Here is a 21,872-nt window from a genome sequence, read left to right on the forward strand (position 1 = left end):
GGTCTCACTTTCGCTTTTGACAGGACAATCCGCAGGGAAAGAGACCGCATTCGTCGATGGCGAAGCGCATGATCTCGTGTCCCAGTTCCTCTTCGTGCGTATCGAAATGCGCGACGATGGATGTGTGGTTGTGGCGGCTCAGCTGGACGAAGCGCGGCGCCTTGCCGGTGCGCATCGCATGCCGCTGGACGAACTCGGCGCCATAGGCGTCGATGTAGCGGTTCTCGAACTCGGCAACGGCGACCATCACCGGCAGCGCACTGGTTCCCGCATGAATGACCGGCGACAGCGCGTCGTAGGCCGCCTCGTCGTCGCCGAAATACTGGCGGACGTTGTTGGCATTGGGATTGGTGGGCAGGCTGTCGGCCCTGAGCCGCGCGCTGATCAGCACCGCCCCTCTGATGTCGGGGCTCGGAAGCCGCCCGACATTGGGGTCGTGGAGGTAACCGGCGACATGGCAGCCGCCGGCGGAATGGCCAACAAGCAGGATCGCGCGCGGATTGCCGCCGAAACGCTCGATGTTTGCGGCGATCCAGTCGATCGCCGCCGCCACGTCGCGCGCGCCTTCGGGGTACTGCGCGCCGGGCGCCAGCCGGTACTCGACATTGACGCCGACGAGGCCCTGGCGGCTGAACCAGCGCAGCACATTGTCGTAGATCAGGCCGTCCACGCTTTTCGAGCCGCGCGTAAACGCGCCGCCATGGACAAAGACGACGACCGGCCGGCCGCGCCCGGACGCGCAACGGCTGCTGCTTTCGAAGACGTCGAGGCGATGGGCGGGATCGGCGCCATAGGCCAGGTCGCGGTGGACGACGATGCCGTCATTGGCGGCCTTTTCCTGGTGATGGTCACGATAGACGTCGAGCACCACCTTACGGCTCGCGCCGAGATCGTCGTTCCAGACCCTGCCTATGGCATCCAGTCGCGCCCGCTCATCAGGCGAAAGTCCGGCAAATCGCATTTTCGCTGTCCCTGCTCCTCGCAGAGGGGGCCCTCAAGCAGGCGTACCCACTCCGGTGTACCCACCCCCCTCATTTGTCGCTGGATAGCAGTCAATTTCACACTTGACAACATATTTGCATACACAGATTAGTATTTGAATACACAGATGAAGAGAGTCTGTGTTGCGGGGCGGCTGCCGCCTCGCCGTCAAACCCTGTGAAAGGAAAACCTATGGCCAAGTTGCGCCATCTCGCCATCGCCGTGTCCGACCCGGAAGCGGCCGCCCAGTTCTTCGAGAAGGCCTTCGGCATGACCCGCGCCGGTCAGGCGATGCGCGGCGTTTACATGTCCGACGGCGTCATGAACGTCGCCCTTTTGAACTTCGGCGAAGAGCCGGTTCCGGGCTTCGAGACCGAGAAGGACTACAACGGCATCATCCACTTCGGCATGTGGGTGGATTCGGTCGAGGAGACCGACGAACTGGTGAAGGCTGCCGGCGGTTCGTACATGAACGGCCGCAAGGAATCGAACCCCAACGTCTTTTACGAAGTGAAGTACAAGACCCCCGAAGGCATCGTTTTCGACGTCACCGAGAACGGCTGGAAGGGCGCGGTCAAGAACGTCAAGTCAGCCTGACCTGGCCCGAACCAATGCCGAGGCAACTAGCACCCCCGGCATCGGGCCATGTCACGGCCGCCGGCTTGGGCGGCGGCAACAACGGAATGGAGCAATCGAGATGGCCAAGTCCAAGATCGCGGTGACGATCCCCGTCTCCGACACCTGCCTGTCGCGACTGTCCCAATCCTACGACGTGATCACGCTGCCCGCAGGACTGGGCAGCGGATCACCGGAGATCGATTTCAGCGGCGTCTGGGCGGTGCTCACCAACGGCAGCACCGGCATGTCCGACGGCGAAATGGATAGGCTGCCGGACCTAAAGCTGGTTTCCGCCTATGGCGCGGGCTACGAGAATGTCGACGTCGAGGCCGCAAGGCGCCGCGGCATCCACGTCACCCACGCGCCGAACACCAACACGGAGACTGTCGCTGACCATGCGCTCGCGTTGATGCTGGGGATCTCGCGCGACATCTGCCGGCGCGACCGCCGCCTGCGAGAGGGTGCCTGGGGCGCGATCCGCTCGGCCCGGCCGACGCTGTCGGGCGCAACCCTCGGCATCATCGGCCTCGGCAACATCGGCCAAGGCGTGGCAAGGCGCGGCAAAGCCTTCGGCATGCGCGTCGCCTACACCACCCGCAATCCAGTAACCGATGTCGACTGGCAGCACGTGCCCGACCCGATCATGCTTGCATCGATGAGTGATTTCCTCGTCATCGCCTGCCCCGGCGGGCCGTCAACGCGACATCTCGTCGACCGCCGCATGCTCGCGGCACTCGGGCCGGACGGGTTCCTGGTCAATGTCTCGCGCGGCATGGTCGTCGACACAGCGGCACTGGTCGAAGCCCTCCGTGAAAGCCGAATTGCCGGCGCCGGCCTCGACGTCTTCGAAGGCGAGCCTGAGCTGCCCGCCGGCCTCGCCGACCTCGACAATGCCGTGCTGACACCGCACATGGCCGGACGCTCACCGGCGGCGGAAAACGCACAGATCGACGTTTTTCTCCACAACCTCGCCGCGCATCGCAACGGCGGTATACTCAAAGCCCAGCTTGCATAAATCTCGGGCTGTCACTAAATCGATTTGGGATTTGCCTCGCGGCAGATCGCCATTTGCCGTGAGAACCGGAAAGCCGAACGCATGACCACCATCGCCTCGCAGATCTACCAGGCCCTCGCCGAGGAAATCGCCAAGGGCGTGATGGTTCCTGGCCAGAAGCTCGAAGAAAAGGTCATCGCCGAGAAGTTCGGCGTCTCCAGAACGCCGGTGCGTGACGCCCTGCGCGAACTCGGCGCCCGCGGCCTGATCGAGATGAATCCGCGCCGCGGCGGCGTCGTCGCCCGCATCGACACCGAACAGATGGCCGACATGCTGGAGGCCGAATGCGAGATCGAGGCCCTGTGCGCCCGCCTCGCCGCCCAGCGCATGAGCGCGCTCGAGCGCGAGCAGCTTTATGAACTGCACCGCCAATACGCGGCCTGCGCCGCCGAAAAGGACATAGAGGGCTGCCGCGACATCAACCGCAAGTTCCATGACGCCATCTGCCGTGGCGCCCACAGCGTCACCATCACCGCGATGGCGGTCGACCTGCGCGTGCGCCTCGCCCCTTTCCGCCAGCATCAGGCCGGTCCCGCCGACATCCGACTGCAGCAGTCGCTCGACGAGCACCAGAAGGTCGTCGACGCGATCCGCGCCAATGACGGTCCGGCTGCCTTCGCCGCCCTTTACCAGCACAACGCCCGCCTCAGCGCCGGTGTGATGAGCCGCTTCGCCGCCGAAGCGGCCAAGTAGCCCAAGGCATCATCCCGACACCGAAGTTGACCTTGCCTGGCCACCGGCCGGGCCACTTGCGCTCGCCTTGGGCTGACCGAGCAACACCCTGCATTCCCGCCAACTCACGCCTCGCCGCCCGCGCAGCCGCACGCTTTTGCGGACGCAGGTATACAAGAATGCGGATGTGCATATCAAATCATTTGCATTCTCAAACTCATCTGTGCATACATGATAATCGCATTGCATACTACAAGGTACCTGTAGCCGCCGGCACATCGAGCAACGGCGATATTCAAGACCCGAATTCTGGAGGAGAAATCATGGGCAAGAATGCACGGTATTTGACTTTGGCTCTGGCGATGGCGGCAACAGGCATGCTGTCGGCACCGGCCATGGCGGCCGAGAAGACGATCGGCGTCACGGTCCCCTATTTCGGCTCGCCGTTCTGGAAGGCCGGGCTCTACGGCGTCGAGACCGCCGGAAAGGAAAAGGGCTACACGGTGCTGAAGGGCGACGCCAAGGACAAGGCCGAGGTCCAGATCGAGCAGATCCGCAGCTACATCGACAAGAAGGTCGACGCCATCATCATCGGCGCCGCCGACGCCGCAGCCGTCGGCCCGGCGGTCGAGGAAGCCATCGACAAGGGCATCCCTGTTATCGCACTGTCGGTGCCGCCGAAGTCCGACCGCCTGACCTCATTCGTCGGCGCCGACAATATCGGCATGGGCCGCCTGCAGGGCATCTGCCTCGGCCGCGCCATCGGCGGCAAGGGTGAGGTCGGCCTGTTTGCGGGACCCGACGAAATCTGGGCCAAGCTGCGCGTCACCGGCTTCAAGAACACCATGGAAGCCGACTTCCCCGACATCAAGATCGTCGCCGAGAAGGCCGGCGGCACCAAGGATGCGGGCGTCGCCGCCGTCGAATGGGCCAAGGCTCATCCCGACATGCACGGCATCTTCACCGCCGCCGACACCATGGCCGTCGAGTCGATCAACCAGCTCGGCGCGTCCGTAGAGAAGATCAGGGTTTCGACCTCGAATCTCAACGACGACGCTCGCGCTGCCCTCGAAAACGGCAAGCTGACCTGCGCCTCGCTGCAGCCGGCGGTGGCCATGGGCCGCGACGCCGCCCGCGAGGCGATCGCCGCGATCGAAGGCGGCAAGGTGCTCGGCCGCATCGAAGCGCCGGCCCTGCTCGTCACCAAGGAGAAGGTCGCCGGCTACGACTTCTCCAAGATCATAGCCCCGGCCGACTACCAGCCGTAAGCGCAACGTCCGGCGGCACTTCAGCCTGACACATCAGCAAAGGGGAATCCGGCCGGCCCGGGTTCCCCTCGTCTTTACCAGCCCAGAGAAATCAAGCGATGTTGACACTTGCAATTGCCTTCGTCCTCTCCGGCGCCGTGGCCGGCCTTCTGGCCGGACTGTTCGGCATCGGCGGCGGCGCCATCCTCGTCCCCGTCCTGGTGCAGGCGCTTGCCATGCTCGACGTCGATGAAAGCATCCGCATGCATCTGGCGGTGGCGACCTCGCTCGGCATCGTCGTGCCGACCTCGATCCGCTCCTTCATGGCCCACCGCAAGCATGGCGCGGTCGACATGCCGCTGCTCAAAAGCTGGGCAATCGTATTGCCTATCGGCGCCATTCTCGCCTCGGCGGTCGCAGCCGTCATTTCCGGCGCCAGCCTGAAGTGGATCTTCACCGCGATCGCCACCATGGTCGGCGTCAAGATGCTGATCAACAAGCCGGGCTGGATCGTCGCCCAGGACCTGCCCGGCCAGCCGGTGCGTTCACTCTACGGCCTGTTGATCGGCTTCCTCTCGACGCTGATGGGCATCGGCGGCGGCATCATGAACAACACCTTCATGATGCTCTACAACCAGCCGATCAAGCGGGCGGTGGCGACCTCGTCTGGCGTCGGCGTGCTTATTTCCATCCCCGCCGTCATCGGTCTGATCGTCGCCGGCTGGCACAAGACCGACCTGCCCGAATTCTCGCTCGGCTACGTCAACATGCTTGCCGTGGCGCTGATCATGCCGATATCGCTCGTCACTGCCCCCCTTGGCGCGCGTATGGCTCATGCTGCCTCCAAGCGCGCGCTCGAAGTGTCCTTCGGCGTCTTCCTGCTCGCCGTCTCGGCCCAGTTCGCCTGGTCGCTGCTGGCATAGCGGGAGCACGGCACCGCTTCGGGCTCGCTATCGAACAGGGGAGCGCGCCGATCTCATTCGCCAGCCGGGACACTCTGGCCGTTCGTCGGTTCGGATGTCGATCCTTTGCTCCGCCAACCGAATCTGTTGACTCCTCCCATATTAATTTCTAAAGTTTAGAAAATAATATGGGAGGAACCGGATGGGTGTTCATCACGGCCATATCTTGCGCATCCTCAGGGATGAAGGACCGCAGTCGCGGGCCGACCTGTCGCGCCGGTCGAAGCTGTCGGCGACGACGCTGACCCATGTCACGGCTGCCCTGCTGCGTGATGGCTCGATCCTCGAAGGCGACACCAGCCTGCCCAACGGCGTGGTCGGCCGCCCCGCCCAGGCGGTGAAGCTGGCGCCCGACGCCCGCAGCGTCGCCGGCGTCCATATCGGCGCCGGCAATGTGCAGGTGGCGATCACCGATCTCCTCGCCCGCCCCAAGGCCACCGCCGCCTTTGCCTTCGACACCGAGGCTGCCGATCCCGACGAGATCGTCGGTCAGGTGTCGAGGACTGTCACCGAGCTTGCCGCCGAAGTGCAGGTCGAGACCAGCAGACTGCTTGGCGTCGGCATCGGCGTGCCCGGCCCGGTCGATCCGGCGCGCCGCACGGCGCTCGCCTCGATCAATGTCGGCTGGCGCAACGTGCCGCTCGCCGACAAGCTCGAAGATGCGCTTCGACTGCCGACGACGGTCGAACACAATGTCAGCGCCATGGCTCTGGCCGAAAGCCACTACGGCATCGGCAAGAATGTGCCGGCCCTGCTCTACATCTACCTGCGCACCGGCCTTGGCGCCGGATTGATGGTCGATGGCGCGCCGTTCAGGCCGGGCGGCCATGGTGCGGTCGAACTCGGCCACATCCAGATCGTGGCCGAGGGCAAGCGCTGTGCCTGCGGCAATGTCGGCTGCCTCGAAACCTTCGTCTGCGAGCGCGCTTTGATGGACGCCGCCGGCCTCAAGGGCGCGGCGCCCGACAACCTGCTCGCCAGGGTCGAGCAGAACACCGCCGCCTGGGACGTCGTCGTTCGCCACCTCACCACCGCGCTCGCCAGCGCCGTCAACATATTGAGCCCCGACCTGATCGTCTTCGGCGGTCATCTCGGCGACGCGCCGCAATCACTGTTCGAGCGGCTGGAACGGGACCTGCCGCTCCGCATCATGCCGCATATGCGCGACATATTGAGCATCCGCCGCGCCACGTTCGGAGCGCAGTCCGGCGCCATCGGCGGCGCGGCCGTTGCACTCGACCAGTTCTTCTATTCGGGAGCACTCCATTGAGCGCCGCCTCGTCGACCGTCGCGGCCTCCACTGGCACGCTTCTTTCGCGCGTCGGACCACACCTCCCCGGCCTCGCTCTCAACGCCCTCGCCTTCCTCGTCGGCCTCGCCATCTGGTGGGCGATCACGGCAGCCAAGCTGGTTGTCCTGCCCGGGCCGCAGGAAGTGTTCGTCCGCGCCATCGAACTCGCCGCCAACGGCCAGCTCGCGCTCGACATCTTCTCCAGCCTTAAGCGCGTGCTCACAGGCTTCCTGCTCGGCGCAGCACTCGCCATCCCGGTCGGCTTCCTGATGGGCTGGTACAAGATCGCCCGCGCGCTGATCGAACCTTACGTCCAGTTCTTCCGCATGATCCCGCCGCTGGCGGTTATCCCGCTCGCCATCGTCACCATGGGCATCGACGAGGCCCCCAAGATCTTCGTCATCTTCCTTGCCTCGTTCCTGTCCTGCGTCGTCGCCACCTATCAGGGAGTCATCAGCGTCGACCGCACTTTGATCAACGCAGCCCGCGTGCTCGGTGCCAGCGACAGGGTCATATTCCCGCGGGTCGTCATCCCGGCGTCGACCCCCTTCATCCTCGTCGGCGTCCGCATCGGCCTGGGATCGGCCTGGGCAACTGTCGTCGCGGCCGAGCTGATCGCGGCGCAGTCGGGCCTCGGCTTCCGGATGCAGCAGGCCCAGCTCTATTACGACCTGCCGACCATCTTCGTCAGCCTGATCACCATCGGCGTGCTCGGCCTGCTGATGGATCGCCTGCTTCAGGCGACCGAACGCCGCCTCACCAGTTGGCAGGAGCGCGCCCAATGAGCCAGCCCAAGCTTTCCTTCCAGCCCAAACTTTCCTTCCAAAATGTCAGCCGCCGCTTCGGCGAAGGCGACAAGTCGTTCCTGGCGCTTGACCGGCTCAACCTCGACATCGCCGACGGCGAGTTCGTCACCGTCGTCGGCCCGTCCGGCTGCGGCAAGTCGACGGCGATGAACATCGCCGCCGGCCTGATGGACGTCTCCGACGGCAAGGTTCTCGTCGACGGCAGGCCGGTCAGCGGCCCGGGGCCGGAACGGGGCGTCATCTTCCAGCAATACGCCCTGTTCCCGTGGCTGACGGTGCGCCAGAACGTCGAGTTCGGACTGCGCATCAAGGGCCTGCCGGCGTCGGAGCGGCGCCGCATCTCCGACCATTTCATCGGGCTGGTCGGGCTCCGCGATTTCGCCGACGCGCTGCCCAAGACTCTGTCGGGCGGCATGAAGCAGCGCTGCGCGATTGCCCGCGCCTATGCCGTCGACCCGACGATGCTTTTGATGGACGAGCCGTTCGGCGCGCTCGACGCGCTGACCCGGGTGCACATGCAGGACCAGTTGCTCGACACCTGGAGCCGCGAGCGCCGCACCGTCTTCTTCATCACCCATGACGTCGACGAGGCGGTCTATCTCGCCAACCGCGTCATCGTCATGGCCGCCCGGCCCGGGCGCCTGCACAAGATCATACCGGTCAACCTGCCGGCCGAGCGCAACGAGGATGTGCGCCTGTCCAAGGAATTCACCGAGATACGCAACCAGGTCTGGCACTCGGTCTACCACCAGAAGCCGCAGGTCGAGGCCTGACACCAAAGGGAGGACTACAATGAAGATCAAACTGACCAGGCGCGGCTTTCTCGCCGCAACCGGAAGCGCGCTGGCCGCACCCGCAGTGTTGTCGCTCGGCAGTCCGGCCCGCGCACAGGCCAAGCCGGTGCGCGTCGGCTACATCGCCGACTATTTCGGCACCAGCCTGACAGCCGTTGCCAGCGACCAGGGCCTGTGGGCCAAACATGGCCTCGAACCGGAACTCAAGGTGTTCACCAACGGTCCTATCCAGGTCCAGGCGCTCGGCGCCGGCAGCCTCGACTTCGGTTATGTCGGTCCCGGCGCCTTGTGGCTGCCCGCCTCTGGCAAAGCCAAGATCGTCGCCATGAACGCGCTTGGCCTGTCCGATCGCGTCATCGCCCAGGCCGGTTTCAACTCGATGGCCGACCTCAAGGGCAAGAAGGTCGGCGTGCCCGAGGGCACATCCGGCGACATGCTGCTGCGCCTCGCGCTCGCCAAGGCAGGCATGCAGCTCTCCGACGTCGAGGTGGTCAAGATGGACCCGAGCACCGTGGTCTCGGCCTTCGCCTCCAAGCAGATCGACGGTGCCGGCATCTGGTACCCGCTTGTCGGCGTCATCAAGAAGACCGTGCCCGACCTGGTCGAGGTCGCCCAGAGTGCCGATTTCTTTCCCGCCAATTCCTTCCCCTCGGCCTTCGTCGCCCGTAACGAGGTTGCAGCGGAAGATCAGGACACGGTCCGGAAGATGATCGCCGTGCTCAAGGACGCCAACGACTTCCGTGCCGCCGACGTTCCGCGCTCGGTCGATATCACCGCCAAATTCCTCGGCGTTCCGGCAGACCCGCTGGTAACCGAGAGCAAGAACGGCAAGTACCTGACCAGTGCCGAACTTGCCGCCGCCACCAAGGACGGCACCGTCGCCGGCTGGCTCAAGGGCCTCAACGAGCAGTTTGTCGCTTTCGGCAAGCTGAAGGACCCGCTCGATCCGAAGGACTACTATCTCGGCGATCTCTACGCCGGCTGATCGAGCCTGCTTGCCTCGCCGCTTTGGCGGCGGGGCCTTTCCCGACCTCTCCCATCCAAGCGTGACCCCATGAACGTTCTCTACATCGACATCGACAGTCTCCGCCGCGACCATCTCGGCTGCTACGGCTACCACCGCAACACCTCGCCTGCGATCGACGCTCTGGCGGCAGACGGCATCCGCTTCGAGAACGTCTATGTCTCCGACGTGCCCTGCCATCCGTCGCGCACCGCTCTCTGGAGTGGCCGGCACGGGTTGCGGACGGGCGTCGTCGGTCATGGCGGCACCGCCTGCGAACCTTTTCGGGAGGGTGCTGAGCGCGCCTGGGCCGGCACCTTCTACGAGGAAGGCTGGATGAAGGCGCTGCGCGACCTCGGCTACCACACCGCCACGATCTCGTCCTTCGGCGAGCGCCATGGCTGCTGGCATTGGTATGCCGGCTTCAACGAGATGTTCAATCCCGGCCAGGGTGGCATGGAGAATGCCGACGACGTCGTCCCGGTGGCCGTCGACTGGCTGCGCCGCAACGGCAAGTCCAGGAAATGGTTCCTGCATGTCAATGTCTGGGATCCGCACACCCCCTACCGCGTACCTGAAAGCTTCGGCGACCCGTTCAGGGACGATCCGATCCCGTCATGGATGACGCGCGAGGTCCTTGCCGAGCAGATGAAAGGCTATGGCCCACACAGCCCGATGGAGCCGCGCGGCTATGACGCCGATCCCTCCGGCTACCCTCGCATGCCCGTCCCCATCGATGACCTCGCAAAGGCCAAGGCCTGGTTCGACGGCTACGACACTGGCGTCAGATATGCTGACGACCATGTCGGCATGCTGGTCGCCACGCTGAAGGACCTCGGCCTGTTCGACGACACCATCATCGTCATCGGTGCCGACCATGGCGAGAACATGGGTGAACTCAACGTCTGGGCCGACCACCAGACCGCGGACGAATACACCTGCAACGTGCCGCTGGTCATGCGCTGGCCCGGTGTCGCCGACATGCGCGGCGTCAACGAGGGCCTGCACTATCACTTCGACTGGGCAGCGACCCTGATCGACAAGCTCGGCGGTAAGGTGCCCGAGGTCTGGGACGGCAAGTCCTTCGCGCCTGCTCTGGCAGCGGGTGAACAGGGTGGCCGCGACTTTCTGGTGCTGTCGCAGGGCGCATGGGCGGTGCAGCGTGGCGTGCGTTTCCGCAGCGAGGATGCCGACTGGCTGATGCTGCGCACCTACCACGACGGCTACAAGGACCTCGAACCGATCGAGCTCTACAACCTGACCTACGACCCGCACGAGCAGCACGACCTCGCCGTCGAGCGGCCCGACATCGTCGCCCATGCGAGCAAGCTCCTGGAGGACTGGCGTTCGGCCACGCTTGCCCGCAGCGAGACCGACGTCGACCCGCTGGTAACCGTCCTGCGCGAGGGCGGTCCCTATCACTGCAAGGGCGAGTTGCCGGCCTATCTCGAACGCCTGAGGGCCACCGGCCGCGCCCATCACGCGGACAAGCTGGAAGAGCGCCATCCCGGCCCGAAGGCGCGGACGGCAACGACGCGCTAGCGCAATTCCAGGAAAAGTGTGCAGCGGTTTTCCGTCCGGAATTGCGCAAAAGCAGGAAGATAGAGAGGTTCCGCGGTTCGAAGAAAAGCGGAACCTCGCTAACGACGGCACGGACCCCGCCGGGCAAATCGTTCCGTTTCCGCGACGGCTTGTCCGGCTGTCTTCTGCGGCGCACCAGGCACTATGCGATGAGCAGGCTGAGCGCTGTCAGGCCGGTCGGGCGCACACCGTCGAGCGCGTCAGAAAACGCTTCTCGCGGCCGTTGTCGAGCGAGAACATGCCGCCGCGCCCCGGCACGACGTCGATGATCAGGTCGGTGTGTTTCCAGGCCTCGTATTGGGAGGCGCTGATGTAGACAGGCGTTTCGCCGATGGTGCCCAGCCGCACGTCGTTGTCGCCGACGATGAAGTCGGAGCGCGGATAGCACATCGGCGACGAGCCGTCGCAACAGCCGCCGGACTGGTGGAACAGCACCGGCCCATGGTCGGCGATGATCTCGTCGAGCAGGGCGACTGCTTCGACCGTGGCGGAGACCTTGTCGAGGGGAGGATGCGAGGGCATGGGCGGAGTTCCGGGTTAGCTTTCCTCTCCCCGTTCACGGGGAGAGGATGCCGGCAGGCAGGTGAGGGGCAGCGCAGACATTGCTGGTTCGAGCCGCCCCTCATCCGCCCCTTTCGGGCACCTTCTCCCCGCAAGCGGGGAGAAGGAAGAGGCTCAGAAAAACCCGAGCTTCTTCGGGCTGTAGCTGACCAGCATGTTCTTGGTCTGCTGGTAGTGGTCGAGCATCATCTTGTGCGTCTCGCGGCCGATGCCCGACTGCTTGTAACCGCCGAAGGCAGCGTGCGCCGGATAGGCGTGGTAGCAGTTGGTCCAGACGCGGCCGGCCTGAATGGCGCGGCCGAAGCGGTAGAGCCGGTTGGCGTCGCGGCTCCAGATTCCGGCGCCGAGGCCATAGAGCGTATCGTTGGCAATCGACAGCGCGTCATCATCGTCCTTGAAGGTGGTGACCGAGACAACCGGCCCGAAAATCTCCTCCTGGAAGATGCGCATCTTGTTGTGGCCCCTGAACACGGTCGGCTTGACGTAATAGCCGCCGGCAAGGTCGCCCGGCAGGTTGGCGCGTTCACCGCCGGCCAGCAGCTCGGCGCCTTCCTGGCGGCCGATGTCCATGTAGGACAGGATCTTCTCCAGCTGCTCCGACGAAGCCTGGGCGCCGATCATCGTCGCCGGGTCGAGCGGGTCGCCCTGGACGATCGCCTCGACGCGCTTCAGCGCCCGCTCCATGAACCTATCGTAGATCTTCTCATGCACCAGCGCGCGGCTCGGGCAGGTGCAGACCTCGCCCTGGTTGAGCGCGAACATGACGAAGCCTTCGATCGCCTTGTCGAAGAAGTCGTCGTCTTCCGCTGTCACGTCCTGGAAGAAGATGTTGGGCGACTTGCCGCCAAGTTCAAGCGTCACCGGGATCAGGTTCTGCGAGGCATATTGCATGATCAGCCGGCCGGTCGTCGTTTCCCCGGTGAAGGCGATCTTGGCGATGCGCGGGCTCGACGCCAGCGGTTTGCCGGCCTCGAGGCCGAAGCCGTTGACGATGTTCAGCACGCCCTCGGGCAACAGGTCGCCGATCAGGTCGGCCCACAGCATGATGGTGGCGGGCGTCTGCTCAGCCGGCTTCAGCACCACGCAGTTGCCGGCAGCGAGCGCCGGTGCCAGCTTCCAGCAGGCCATCAGCAGTGGGAAGTTCCACGGAATGATCTGGCCGACGACGCCGAGCGGCTCGTGGAAGTGATAGGCGACAGTGTCGTCGTCGATCTGCGACAGGCTGCCTTCCTGGCCGCGCAGCGCGCCGGCGAAGTAGCGGAAATGGTCGATGGCAAGCGGCACGTCGGCGACGGTCGTCTCGCGGATCGGCTTGCCATTGTCCCAGGTCTCGGCCAGCGCCAGAAGGTCGAGGTTTTCCTCCATACGATCGGCGATGCGATTGAGGATCAGCGCGCGGGTCGCAGGTGCTGTCTTGCCCCAGGCGTCCTTGGCCTTGTGGGCGGCGTCGAGTGCCGCCTCGATGTCGGCCGCATCGGAGCGGGCAACCTCGCCGAGCGGCCGGCCTGTGACAGGCGAGATGTTTTCGAAATAGCGGCCGGCCTTCGGCGCTACCCAGGCACCGCCGATATAGTTGTCATAACGCTTGGCAAACGGCACCTTGGCGGTACGCGAGAATTCCACCTTGTTCATGCTCTTCCTCCCGAGAAGCAGCGCCGCGGCATGCGGCGCGTCGGGAGGCAGACTTGCCGGGACTTCGACAGTTGTCAGCCGGGCTGCAAGCGGGGCCCGTCGCGATGTGTCGCAGTTCTGCGACACATCTGCCAAACGCACTGGCAGCCGGCCGAAAGGCGGTGCCGGGACCTCAGATGTAGGAGGTGATCGCAGGCGGTTCCCACCACCTATTGTCGCGGCCATTGCCATAGTTGACGGGCGCCGCTGCAAGCTCGTTCGGATCGACGTCGTCGAGACATCCGATCTGGATGGCAACGAAGTCGCCGCCGATCGCCTCGACATGACCTTGGCTGAACGGCGCGCAGCCGCATGTCGAACAGAACAGATGATGCCCCTGCATGGTGCCGAAGCCGTAGTCGGTCATGGCGTCCTCGCCCGACAGCAGGCGAAACTGTGCCGGCTTGACCAGCGCGTTCCACGAGCGCCGCTTGGAGCAGATCGAACAATTGCAGCGCGCAGTCCCTGCCGCGAGATCCATGTCAGCCTCGAAATGCACCTTGCCGCAATGACAGCTGCCCCGGTAAGTCTTGATCACGACGTCCTCCTCGATGAACTGGCCGCGACATACCACCCGGCTCCTGCCATCTTGATGTCAGGAGACTTGTCAGCATCCGTTGATTTCGTCAGGTGGCGCGGTGGAGATCGAGCCGGTTCATCTTGCGATGCAAGGTCGCGCGGCTGATGCCGAGCATACGCGCGGCAAGCGCGACATTGCCGCCGGCGCGGGCCAGCGCGCGCTGCAGCACGGCCCGCTCGGCCTCGCGCAATTCTCGCTCCGCCACCACGCTGCCGCCCAGCAGGTCGGCTGCCGGCATGGGTTTGGCAAAGCTTTCGGCGGTCAGCCCGAGCGCCAGCCTGGCGCTGCGCGTCGCGCCGATGACGAGATCGTCGGCATCGATGGCAAGCAGGGCGCCGGCGCTGCGTTCGGCCACCGGCGCCAGCATGATGCGGGCATCGGGGAAGGCGAGCCGGAAATTGTCGGCTTCGATGCGCCGGGCGGCGTCCCCCACCGCCAGCGCGATGAGGTTGACAAAGCCCTCGGTCAGGTCGGCACGGCAGGACGAGACGTCGAGCGCCGCGGCCAGCTTGCCTTCGTGGTCGAAGATCGGCGTGGTCGTACAGGACAAAGCCGTGTTGCGCGTCAGAAAATGCTGGCCGCGATGGATTGTCAGCGGTCGCTGCTCGACAAGGCAGGTACCAATGCCATTGGTGCCCTCGCTCTCCTCGCTCCACACCGTGCCGGTCCACAGTCCCCAGTCATGGAAGGTCTCGTCATCGGCCAGCGCACCGCGGCGCTCGACCGGCACGCCGTCGCGATCCGCCAGGAGCACGCAGCAGCCGACCCCGCCGACGGCGAGGTAGAGCCGGTCGAGGCTGGCCTGGGCGACCGCGATGAGCGGCTCGATGCGCTGCCGGGCGAACACGAGCTCGGATTCGGTCAAGCGTTTGGGCGGGCTGCGATGGGTCGGATCGAGATGGTGATGCGACGATCGCTGCCAGGACGCGACCAGTGCCGAACGCGCGGCCTCGCTCGACTTCAGGGCAGCCTGCACCTTGTCGGCATGCTCGGTGACTGCGGTGCCTCTCATCCTCTCCTCCGGCGGCGTCTGCACCTCTTCCCGTACCGCATAGTCGTTGCCTGCTTCCGAAATCGGGTCAAGTAGCCCTTAGACGTATGCGGATGCCGGCCGGCGGAGCCAACGCCCGCCGGCCGCGTGGTTTGACATCAGGACTTGTGATGGACCTCCTGCAACCCGTAGATGTCGGTTGCGATCCCTTCCTTGCGCGCCTTGAGCTGCAGCGACAGATACTGCGAATAATGCCTGGACTGGTGCAGGTTGCCGCCATGGAACCACAGCGCGTCCTGCCGGGTCGGCTTCCACATGTTGCGCTGTTCGCCTTCCCACGGCCCGGGATCCTTGGTCGTGCTCGAGCCAAGTCCCCAGCACTTGCCGACCTTGTCGGCGACGTCCTGGCTGATCAGGTCGGCGGCCCAGCCGTTCATCGAGCCATAGCCGGTGGCATAGACGATGAGGTCGGCTTCCAGCTCGCGCCCGTCTTCGAGCACGATCGAGGTCTCCGTCAGCTTCTCGACGCCGACACCGCTGACCAGCTTGATCCGGCCATCGGCAACCAGCTCGCAGGCGCCGACGTCGATGTAGTAGCCGGAGCCGCGCCGGAGGTACTTCATGAACAGGCCGGACTCGTCGTCTCCGAAGTCGAGCATGAAGCCGGCCTTCTCCAGCCGCTCGTAGAAGGCGGCGTCCTTCTCGCGGATCTTGTTGTAAATCGGCACCTGGAACTCGTGCATGATACGGTAGGGCAACGAGGCGAAGATCAGGTCCGCCTTACGTGTCGTCATGCCGGCAGCGACCGCGCGCTCGGAATAGAGATCGCCGAGCCCGATCTCCATCAGCGAGTCCGACTTGACGATGTGGGTCGAGGACCGCTGCAGCATGGTGACGTCGGCGCCACCCTCCCAGAGGGCCGCGCAGATGTCGTGCGCCGAGTTGTTGGAGCCGACAACGACAACCTTCTTGCCCCGGTAGGCATCGGGCCCCGGATGCTGGGAGGAATGCTGCTGCTCGCCCTTGAAGACGTCCTGCCCCTTGAACTTGGGAACATTCGCCTTGCCCGACATCCCCGTCGCCAGCACCAGCTGCTTCGGCTTCAGCACGATCTCCCGTCCGTCGCGCTCGACCACGACCGTCCACTCGCGCGTGGCCTCGTCATAGCTGGCGGACTTGCAACTGGTCGAGCTCCAGTAGTTGAGCTCCATCACCTTGGTGTACATCTCCAGCCAGTCGCCGATCTTGTCCTTCGGCGCAAAGACCGGCCAGTTCTCGGGGAACGGAATGTAGGGCAGGTGATCGTACCAGACCGGATCGTGCAGGCAGAGCGACTTGTAGCGCTTGCGCCAGCTGTCGCCCGGCCGCTCGTTGCGTTCGACGATGATGGTGGGCACGCCGAGCTGCCGCAGTCGGGCGCCCAGCGCGATGCCGCCCTGGCCGCCGCCAATGATGACGACATAAGGCTGCTCGGAGAAGCCGAGCTCTGCGGCCTCCGCCTCGCGCTTTTCCTTCCACGTCCGGCGGCCGGCGTCGCTGCCATGTTCGGCACCCATCGGACGCAGAAGGCCCTTGGGCTCTTCGTGACCCTTCAGCTCACTCATCGTCGTCAGCAGCGTCCAGATGAGACCGTTCTTGAGCCTGACATGGCCATAGCCGCGCGCCACTGCAGTCTCGAACTCGAACCAGCCGTCGGTGATGCCATCATTCTGGCTGGCAAGCTCCTTTTCGTCCTGGCGGAAGCGCCCCGGCTTGATCGATGCCAGCTGGCTCTTCAACATGTCGCGGATCTGGTCGTGGCCCTCCATGGTCTTGAGGTTCCAGGTAAACGTCACCAGGTCACGCCAGTAACAGTCTGCCTGGAACAGGTTCACCGCCGCTTCGATGTCGCCGCCGGCAAGCGCTTTTTCCAGCTTGGCGAGAATGTTGTCGATCTTGGTCTGCGGGCTGTCGTCGAGCATGTTGTTTTCCTCCGAATTGCCGATGATTGTTCAAATGGCGAGCGCGCGGTCTCGCGCTTTCCCGGGCGGTCCGGCCGGCGAGACGGATTCTCGTCTCCGGCTGTTCCGCAGCTTTCAGCAGGCCGTCGCGGCCCTGGCTGTTCGACATGGCTTCCTCCGATTCCAGTCGATCCATGGACAGCAAGCGCCGTGCCAAGTCGCCGGCGCCGGGAAAAGACTTGATTTCCTGGGGAAACGCAGGCGCGGCCTGTTGCACCGCGCCTGCCGCATGCCACAGCTGTTGCAGCGGCAAGCTGCAACAGCTCAGTTGAGCGCGGTCAGGCCGTAGCGCTTGATCTGGCGGTGGATGGTGGAGCGGTCGACGCCCATGCGGCGGGCGGTCTCGGAAATGTTCCAGCCGCAGGCCCCGAGCATCGCTTTCAGCGCCGCCGGTCCGGCACTGGCGTCATCGAGCCGCACGGCGACCGCTGCCGCCGACGTCAGCGTCTCCGGCAGGTCGCCGGGTTCGATCACGCCGTCCTGGCAAAGCGCTGCAGCAACGGCGATCACATTGTCGAGCTCACGGATGTTGCCCGGCCAGCCATGGGCGCGCAACGCCAGGAGTGCCGCCGGCGAGACTGCAAGTCGCTCGCCGACCGGTCGGTGGCGGGCTACGACCGTCTCGAGCAGCCAGTCGAAGTCGCGGCGCTCGCGCAGCGGCGGGATCGAAAGTGTCGCCGCATTCAGGCGGTAGTAAAGATCCTCGCGGAAGCGTCCCTCCCGCACCAGCAAGCCGAGGTCTCGGTGCGAGGCCGAGATGACCCTGAGGTTCACTGGTCTTGGCCGCGCAGCGCCCACCGGCAGCACCTCCCGTTCGGCCAGGACTCGCAGGAAACGGCTCTGCAGTGAAAGCGGCATGTCGCCGATCTCGTCGAGGAACAGTGTGCCACCGTCGGCCTCCTCTATCAGGCCCTTGCGCCCCTTGGCGGAAGCACCGGTGAAGGCGCCCGGCAGGTGGCCGAACAACTCGCTTTCGATCAGTTGCTCCGGGATCGCGGCGCAGTTGATGGCGACGAACTTGCCCTTGACGGCAGCACCGTCATGGATGGCCTTGGCCAGATATTCCTTGCCGGTGCCGGTTTCGCCCTGGAGCAGGATCGGCAGCGGCTTGCCAGCCAGCTTCGCCGCCTTTGCCTGGAGAGTCGCCATCTGCGGATCGCCGCCGCTCAGGCCACGCAGCGACACCGGAATCTGCTCGCGCGCCAGCACCGGCGCCTGCACCTTGTGGTGCGGCTCGATGGCGTGGGCAAACAGCGCGTTGCCGTCGCGGGCGAAGACCAGGCGATCCTGAGTCGGCCGCCGCCGGGTGAGATCCGGCAGGTCGTCGATCTCCATGTCGAAGAATCGCGCGATCGGCTGACCGATCAGCCCATCCGGTTGGCGCCAGTCGAGTCCGACAGAGCGCGCCAGTATCTTGGCGCCGCCATGGGTCATGCCGATGATGCGGCCCGAGCCATCGATGGAAATCGCCGCCTCCGGGTCGACGTCGAGGAACTCTGGCGAGCGGGCAAAGCGCAGCACCCATTCGTCCCGGGTCTGGGCCATCAGATTGGCCAGCTCGATGCGGCGCACGGTGGCGGCGACCAGATGCAGCGCGAGGTTCTGGCTGGTCTTGCGGATCGGCGAGCTCAACAGGGAGATGTCGAGCACGGCGGCAAGATCGCCACTGGTATCGTAGACCGGCGCGGCGGTGCAGGACAGCGGCGTGTGCGTGTTGTCGAAATGGTCGGTCTGGTGGATCGTCAGGGCCTCACCCGCCTCCAGGCAGGCGCCGACGGCGCAGGTTCCGGCGCGCGCCTCCGACCACTCGGAGCCGAGATACAGGCCGGCCTTGCGGAGATTGTTGTCGAACAGCGGGTCGCCCAGAAACTCGACCGTCACGCCCTTGCGGTCGGACAGCAGCAGAACATAGTTCTGGCCCGCCACCTGCCGGAACAGGTTTTCGAGGCCCGAGCGGGCAATGGCGATCAGTTCCTCGGACTGCTGGCGATGCGCGCGCAATTCGCCATCGGGCAGGATATAGGCCTCGCACGCCTGGGTAGGGTCGAGACGATGCTGCTCGATGCAGCGCAGCCACGACTTGACCACTTGCTCGTCACGCCCGGTCGAGGCACCGAGGCTGACGCTTTCGATCTCGCGAATATGGTCGGAATGCGAAAACATCGGCACTGCAGCACGCCTCCCAACGCCCCGCCTCCCATTTCCTCCTGATGCCACATGACTGCATGGCATGTTGGTAATGTAAAGGACGCAACCGATGCAGCAGGGGGCACACGCCTCCAGCCTTGTCAGCCCGTAGCTCCGAACTGGGCCCACAGCAGCATCGTCCCCGCCCCGGCGACAAGCACGCCGACGGTGGGACAGCGCGGCATCCAGAGCAGCAGTGCGGCCGAGGCCACGGCGATCCCGGCTGCAAGCAGACCGCCGCCAGCGAGCTGGAAAATGGCCATGACGCCCGCAATGATCAGCCCCACCCCGACGGGGGCGAGGCCCTCGCGCATCGCCTTGTGCCACCGCTTTGCCTTGTGGGCATTGGACACCTTGATGACGCCGTAGCAGAGCAGCGAAGACGGCACGAACAGGGCCATGGTCGCGGCCAGCGCTCCCCACCAGCCGGCGACCTTCCAGCCGATAAGCGTCGCAAGCATAGTGCCCGGTCCGGGTGCAGCGCGGGAGATGGCAAACAGGTCGATGAACTCACGGCTGCTGATCCAGCTGTGCACCGCGACGGATTCGTGCTGGATACCGGCGATGATCGCCGAGCCGCCGCCGATCGACAGCAGCGAAAACGGCACGAAAACGGCGATCAGGGTGACAAGGTCGTCGTCGCGCATTGATCAGCTCGGACGCCAGGCAAGGGCGACGCTGATCGGTGCCACGACAAGGACGACGGGGATCAGCGGCAGCTTCATCAGCCCGACGGCGATGGCGACGACGGCAATCACGACCAAGCTCGGTGGAAACTTCATGGCGCGCTGGACACCCTTCAGGCAGATCACCAGCAAAAGCCCCAACGCGGCATAGGCCACGCCATTCGACGCCGCCTCCAGCATGGTCACATCGGGCAGGGAGTCGAACACTGCGCTCAATGCGATCACGGCAAAGAACGGGCCGACGAGGAAGCCGAGCACACAGGCGATGCTGCCAGCAAGGCCGCGTAAATCGTCGCCCATGCAGATGACCAGGTTGACGACATTGGCACCGGGCAGCATCTGCGAGATCGCGAGCGAGCTGGCGAAATCCTCGTCGCTGATCCAGCGGTTGCGCAAGACGAACTCCTGGTAGAGCCAATCTGACAAACCGCCGCCGAAGCTCAGCAGCCCGATCTTCAGGCAGGCGAGGAACAGCGCGCCCAGGCCTGGGGCAGGCCGCATTGCGTTCAACAGCTGCGGCTCTACAACCGGATCGGGAATCGACGTCATCTCAGGCCGCCAGCGCGCCCGGCTGCACTTCGCTCGCCGCCAAAAGTCGCCTGGTGTAATCGTGCTGCGGCTTGCCGTAGACCTGCTCGGTCGGGCCCTGCTCGACGATCTTGCCCTGGTACATGACGATGACCGAGGTGGCGAAGTCGCGGACCAGCGCGAGATCGTGGGCAATGAAGATGTAGGACAGCCCCATGTCGCGGCGCAGTTCCTTGAGCAGGTCGATGATCTGCGCCTGGATCGAGACGTCGAGCGCCGACACCGCCTCGTCGCAGACGATCAACTCCGGCTGCAGCGCCAGTGAGCGGGCGATGGCGATGCGCTGCCGTTGGCCGCCGGAGAACTGGTGCGGGTAGCGCTCGGCATGGTCCGGCAGCAACCCGACCTTCTCGAGCAGTTCGGCGACACGCTCACGCCATTGCTGCCTCGGCAGCACGCCCGCATGGATCGCCCACGGTTCCGACACGATCTGCTGAATGGTCATGCGCGGATTGAGCGAAGCGGTCGGGTCCTGGAACACGAATTGCACGCGCCGCCGGACCTTGAAGGTCTCGGCGGCCGACAGCTTGAGCAGATCCTTGCCGTCGAAGTCGATCGATCCCGCCGTGGGTGTGTCGAGCCCGAGCAGCATGCGCGCCAGCGTCGACTTGCCGGAGCCGGATTCGCCGACGATGCCAAGCGTCGCACCGCGCGACAGCTTGAAGCTCGCGTCGTCGACCGCCTTGACCTGTGGCTGCGGCGCGCTGGAAAACAGCTTGGGGCGGCCGAAATAGACCTTGGAGACATTGCGCACCTCGAGCAGCGGCGTCGGTCCCGCCTCGGCTGCCTCGTTGACGCTGAAGCCATGGCGCCCCGGTACCGCGTCGAGCAGGCGCTGGGTATAGGGATGGCTCGGCTGCGATAGTACCTTGGCCACAGGTCCTGCTTCGACGATGCGCCCGCCCTGCATGACCACGACCTTGTCGGCGACCTTTTCGACGACGCCGAGATCATGGGTGATGATCACCATGCCCATGCCGCTGTCACGCTGCAGCTCCTTCATCAGGTCCAGCACCTGCGCCTGCACGGTGACGTCGAGCGCGCTTGTCGGCTCGTCGGCGATTAGAAGGTCGGGCTGCAGCGCGATCGCCGAGGCGATCATGATGCGTTGGCGCTGACCGCCCGAGAACTGGTGCGGATAGTCGCGCGCGCGCCGCTCCGGATCCGATATGCCGACGCGGCCGAGCAGGTCGATGGCGCGTCGCCGCGCCGTGTCGGCGTCGATGCCGTGCACGCGCATCGTCTCGGCGATCTGCCAGCCGATCGGGTAGACCGGGTTGAGCGCGGCGAGCGGGTCCTGGAAGATCATCGAGATGCTCTTGCCGTTGACCAGGCGCCGGTCCTCGGCAGAGGCCTTCAGCAGGTCCTGGCCACGGAACAGGATCTGCCCGGACGAGATCACCGCCGGCGGCGTGTCGACGAGGTTCATCACCGCAGAGGCGCTGACACTCTTGCCGGAACCGCTCTCACCGAGGATGGCCAGCGTTTCGCCCCTGTCGACAGTCCAGCTGACGTCGTTGACGGCATGCACGATGCCCTTGCGCGTCGGGAACTGGATGCTGAGGTTCTGCACCTTGAGAAGTCTCGTGTCGGGCATTG

The 21,872-nt window shown here is 65.1% G+C and carries 20 protein-coding genes; 10 read left to right on the forward strand and 10 right to left on the reverse strand.

Features of this window, described 5'->3' with window-relative positions:
* Positions 1-4: 4 nt before the first annotated feature.
* Positions 5-961: an alpha/beta hydrolase gene (locus tag HNQ95_RS27810; RefSeq protein ID WP_067956255.1), complete on the reverse strand. Its 957-nt coding sequence runs from the start codon at positions 959-961 to the stop codon at positions 5-7.
* Positions 962-1,173: 212 nt separating this feature from the next.
* Here HNQ95_RS27810 and HNQ95_RS27815 point away from each other — a divergent pair, with 212 nt between their 5' ends.
* The 10 genes from HNQ95_RS27815 to HNQ95_RS27860 all read left to right on the forward strand — a co-directional run bounded on the left by HNQ95_RS27815 (position 1,174) and on the right by HNQ95_RS27860 (position 10,970).
* Positions 1,174-1,578 (forward strand): VOC family protein, encoded by a 405-nt coding sequence (locus tag HNQ95_RS27815; protein WP_182575693.1) that lies wholly within the window; start codon positions 1,174-1,176, stop codon positions 1,576-1,578.
* 100 nt (positions 1,579-1,678) lie between these two features.
* Entirely contained in the window at positions 1,679-2,614 is a 936-nt protein-coding gene (locus tag HNQ95_RS27820; RefSeq protein WP_182575692.1) for a 2-hydroxyacid dehydrogenase, read from the forward strand.
* Between the two features lie 81 nt (positions 2,615-2,695).
* Positions 2,696-3,346 carry a GntR family transcriptional regulator gene (locus HNQ95_RS27825; RefSeq protein ID WP_067965975.1) on the forward strand — a complete coding sequence of 217 codons (651 nt, stop codon included), beginning with the start codon at positions 2,696-2,698 and terminating at the stop codon, positions 3,344-3,346.
* Positions 3,347-3,648: 302 nt separating this feature from the next.
* Positions 3,649-4,593, forward strand: coding sequence for a sugar ABC transporter substrate-binding protein (locus tag HNQ95_RS27830; RefSeq protein WP_182575691.1), 945 nt, complete (start codon positions 3,649-3,651; stop codon positions 4,591-4,593).
* Between the two features lie 98 nt (positions 4,594-4,691).
* The gene (locus HNQ95_RS27835) at positions 4,692-5,495 is read left to right on the forward strand and encodes a sulfite exporter TauE/SafE family protein (RefSeq protein WP_182575690.1); all 804 of its coding nucleotides are present in this window, start codon (positions 4,692-4,694) and stop codon (positions 5,493-5,495) included.
* A gap of 181 nt (positions 5,496-5,676) precedes the next feature.
* Complete coding sequence (locus tag HNQ95_RS27840; protein ID WP_067956247.1) at positions 5,677-6,804, forward strand: ROK family transcriptional regulator; 1,128 nt, start codon at positions 5,677-5,679, stop codon at positions 6,802-6,804.
* Positions 6,805-6,914: 110 nt separating this feature from the next.
* A complete protein-coding gene (locus HNQ95_RS27845; protein ID WP_371818650.1) occupies positions 6,915-7,610 on the forward strand; it encodes an ABC transporter permease in 696 nt (231 codons plus the stop codon).
* Positions 7,607-8,404, forward strand: coding sequence for an ABC transporter ATP-binding protein (locus tag HNQ95_RS27850; RefSeq protein WP_067956241.1), 798 nt, complete (start codon positions 7,607-7,609; stop codon positions 8,402-8,404). Before HNQ95_RS27845 ends, HNQ95_RS27850 begins: the two co-directional genes overlap by 4 nt.
* A gap of 31 nt (positions 8,405-8,435) precedes the next feature.
* Positions 8,436-9,410, forward strand: coding sequence for an aliphatic sulfonate ABC transporter substrate-binding protein (locus HNQ95_RS27855; protein ID WP_371746551.1), 975 nt, complete (start codon positions 8,436-8,438; stop codon positions 9,408-9,410).
* Positions 9,411-9,479: 69 nt separating this feature from the next.
* Positions 9,480-10,970 carry a sulfatase family protein gene (locus tag HNQ95_RS27860; RefSeq protein ID WP_154387013.1) on the forward strand — a complete coding sequence of 497 codons (1,491 nt, stop codon included), beginning with the start codon at positions 9,480-9,482 and terminating at the stop codon, positions 10,968-10,970.
* 207 nt (positions 10,971-11,177) lie between these two features.
* Here HNQ95_RS27860 and HNQ95_RS27865 read toward each other — a convergent pair whose 3' ends face one another.
* From HNQ95_RS27865 to HNQ95_RS27905, 9 genes are all read right to left on the reverse strand, one after another.
* A complete protein-coding gene (locus HNQ95_RS27865; RefSeq protein ID WP_067956239.1) occupies positions 11,178-11,531 on the reverse strand; it encodes a DUF779 domain-containing protein in 354 nt (117 codons plus the stop codon).
* 153 nt (positions 11,532-11,684) lie between these two features.
* On the reverse strand, positions 11,685-13,202 hold the full coding sequence (gene adh / locus HNQ95_RS27870) for an aldehyde dehydrogenase (RefSeq protein ID WP_067956238.1): 1,518 nt from the start codon (positions 13,200-13,202) through the stop codon (positions 11,685-11,687).
* Between the two features lie 172 nt (positions 13,203-13,374).
* Positions 13,375-13,779, reverse strand: a complete 405-nt coding sequence (locus HNQ95_RS27875) for a GFA family protein (protein WP_067965970.1) — start codon at positions 13,777-13,779, stop codon at positions 13,375-13,377.
* Positions 13,780-13,867: 88 nt separating this feature from the next.
* Positions 13,868-14,833, reverse strand: a complete 966-nt coding sequence (locus HNQ95_RS27880; RefSeq protein ID WP_154387015.1) for a helix-turn-helix domain-containing protein — start codon at positions 14,831-14,833, stop codon at positions 13,868-13,870.
* A 137-nt stretch (positions 14,834-14,970) separates the two neighbouring features.
* A complete protein-coding gene (locus HNQ95_RS27885; RefSeq protein WP_182575689.1) occupies positions 14,971-16,773 on the reverse strand; it encodes an NAD(P)/FAD-dependent oxidoreductase in 1,803 nt (600 codons plus the stop codon).
* 303 nt (positions 16,774-17,076) lie between these two features.
* Entirely contained in the window at positions 17,077-18,975 is a 1,899-nt protein-coding gene (locus tag HNQ95_RS27890) for a sigma-54-dependent Fis family transcriptional regulator (protein WP_154387017.1), read from the reverse strand.
* 125 nt (positions 18,976-19,100) lie between these two features.
* Positions 19,101-19,646, reverse strand: a complete 546-nt coding sequence (locus tag HNQ95_RS27895) for a chromate transporter (protein WP_067956234.1) — start codon at positions 19,644-19,646, stop codon at positions 19,101-19,103.
* Between the two features lie 3 nt (positions 19,647-19,649).
* On the reverse strand, positions 19,650-20,234 hold the full coding sequence (locus HNQ95_RS27900) for a chromate transporter (protein WP_182575688.1): 585 nt from the start codon (positions 20,232-20,234) through the stop codon (positions 19,650-19,652).
* Between the two features lies 1 nt (position 20,235).
* Positions 20,236-21,870 (reverse strand): ABC transporter ATP-binding protein, encoded by a 1,635-nt coding sequence (locus tag HNQ95_RS27905; RefSeq protein WP_067956232.1) that lies wholly within the window; start codon positions 21,868-21,870, stop codon positions 20,236-20,238.
* Positions 21,871-21,872 lie beyond the last annotated feature (2 nt).

The organism is Aminobacter ciceronei (assembly GCF_014138625.1).
GTDB lineage: Bacteria > Pseudomonadota > Alphaproteobacteria > Rhizobiales > Rhizobiaceae > Aminobacter > Aminobacter ciceronei.

Bases quoted from the DNA above. Each gene is read 5' to 3' on its own strand.
- HNQ95_RS27810 (WP_067956255.1), bottom strand. From the start codon at position 961: ATGCGATTTGCCGGACTTTCGCCTGATGAGCGGGCGCGACTGGATGCC.
- HNQ95_RS27815 (WP_182575693.1), top strand. From the start codon at position 1,174: ATGGCCAAGTTGCGCCATCTCGCCATCGCCGTGTCCGACCCGGAAGCG.
- HNQ95_RS27820 (WP_182575692.1), top strand. From the start codon at position 1,679: ATGGCCAAGTCCAAGATCGCGGTGACGATCCCCGTCTCCGACACCTGC.
- HNQ95_RS27825 (WP_067965975.1), top strand. From the start codon at position 2,696: ATGACCACCATCGCCTCGCAGATCTACCAGGCCCTCGCCGAGGAAATC.
- HNQ95_RS27830 (WP_182575691.1), top strand. From the start codon at position 3,649: ATGGGCAAGAATGCACGGTATTTGACTTTGGCTCTGGCGATGGCGGCA.
- HNQ95_RS27835 (WP_182575690.1), top strand. From the start codon at position 4,692: ATGTTGACACTTGCAATTGCCTTCGTCCTCTCCGGCGCCGTGGCCGGC.
- HNQ95_RS27840 (WP_067956247.1), top strand. From the start codon at position 5,677: ATGGGTGTTCATCACGGCCATATCTTGCGCATCCTCAGGGATGAAGGA.
- HNQ95_RS27850 (WP_067956241.1), top strand. From the start codon at position 7,607: ATGAGCCAGCCCAAGCTTTCCTTCCAGCCCAAACTTTCCTTCCAAAAT.
- HNQ95_RS27860 (WP_154387013.1), top strand. From the start codon at position 9,480: ATGAACGTTCTCTACATCGACATCGACAGTCTCCGCCGCGACCATCTC.
- HNQ95_RS27865 (WP_067956239.1), bottom strand. From the start codon at position 11,531: ATGCCCTCGCATCCTCCCCTCGACAAGGTCTCCGCCACGGTCGAAGCA.
- adh (WP_067956238.1), bottom strand. From the start codon at position 13,202: ATGAACAAGGTGGAATTCTCGCGTACCGCCAAGGTGCCGTTTGCCAAG.
- HNQ95_RS27880 (WP_154387015.1), bottom strand. From the start codon at position 14,833: ATGAGAGGCACCGCAGTCACCGAGCATGCCGACAAGGTGCAGGCTGCC.
- HNQ95_RS27885 (WP_182575689.1), bottom strand. From the start codon at position 16,773: ATGCTCGACGACAGCCCGCAGACCAAGATCGACAACATTCTCGCCAAG.
- HNQ95_RS27890 (WP_154387017.1), bottom strand. From the start codon at position 18,975: ATGTTTTCGCATTCCGACCATATTCGCGAGATCGAAAGCGTCAGCCTC.
- HNQ95_RS27895 (WP_067956234.1), bottom strand. From the start codon at position 19,646: ATGCGCGACGACGACCTTGTCACCCTGATCGCCGTTTTCGTGCCGTTT.
- HNQ95_RS27900 (WP_182575688.1), bottom strand. From the start codon at position 20,234: ATGACGTCGATTCCCGATCCGGTTGTAGAGCCGCAGCTGTTGAACGCA.
- HNQ95_RS27905 (WP_067956232.1), bottom strand. From the start codon at position 21,870: ATGCCCGACACGAGACTTCTCAAGGTGCAGAACCTCAGCATCCAGTTC.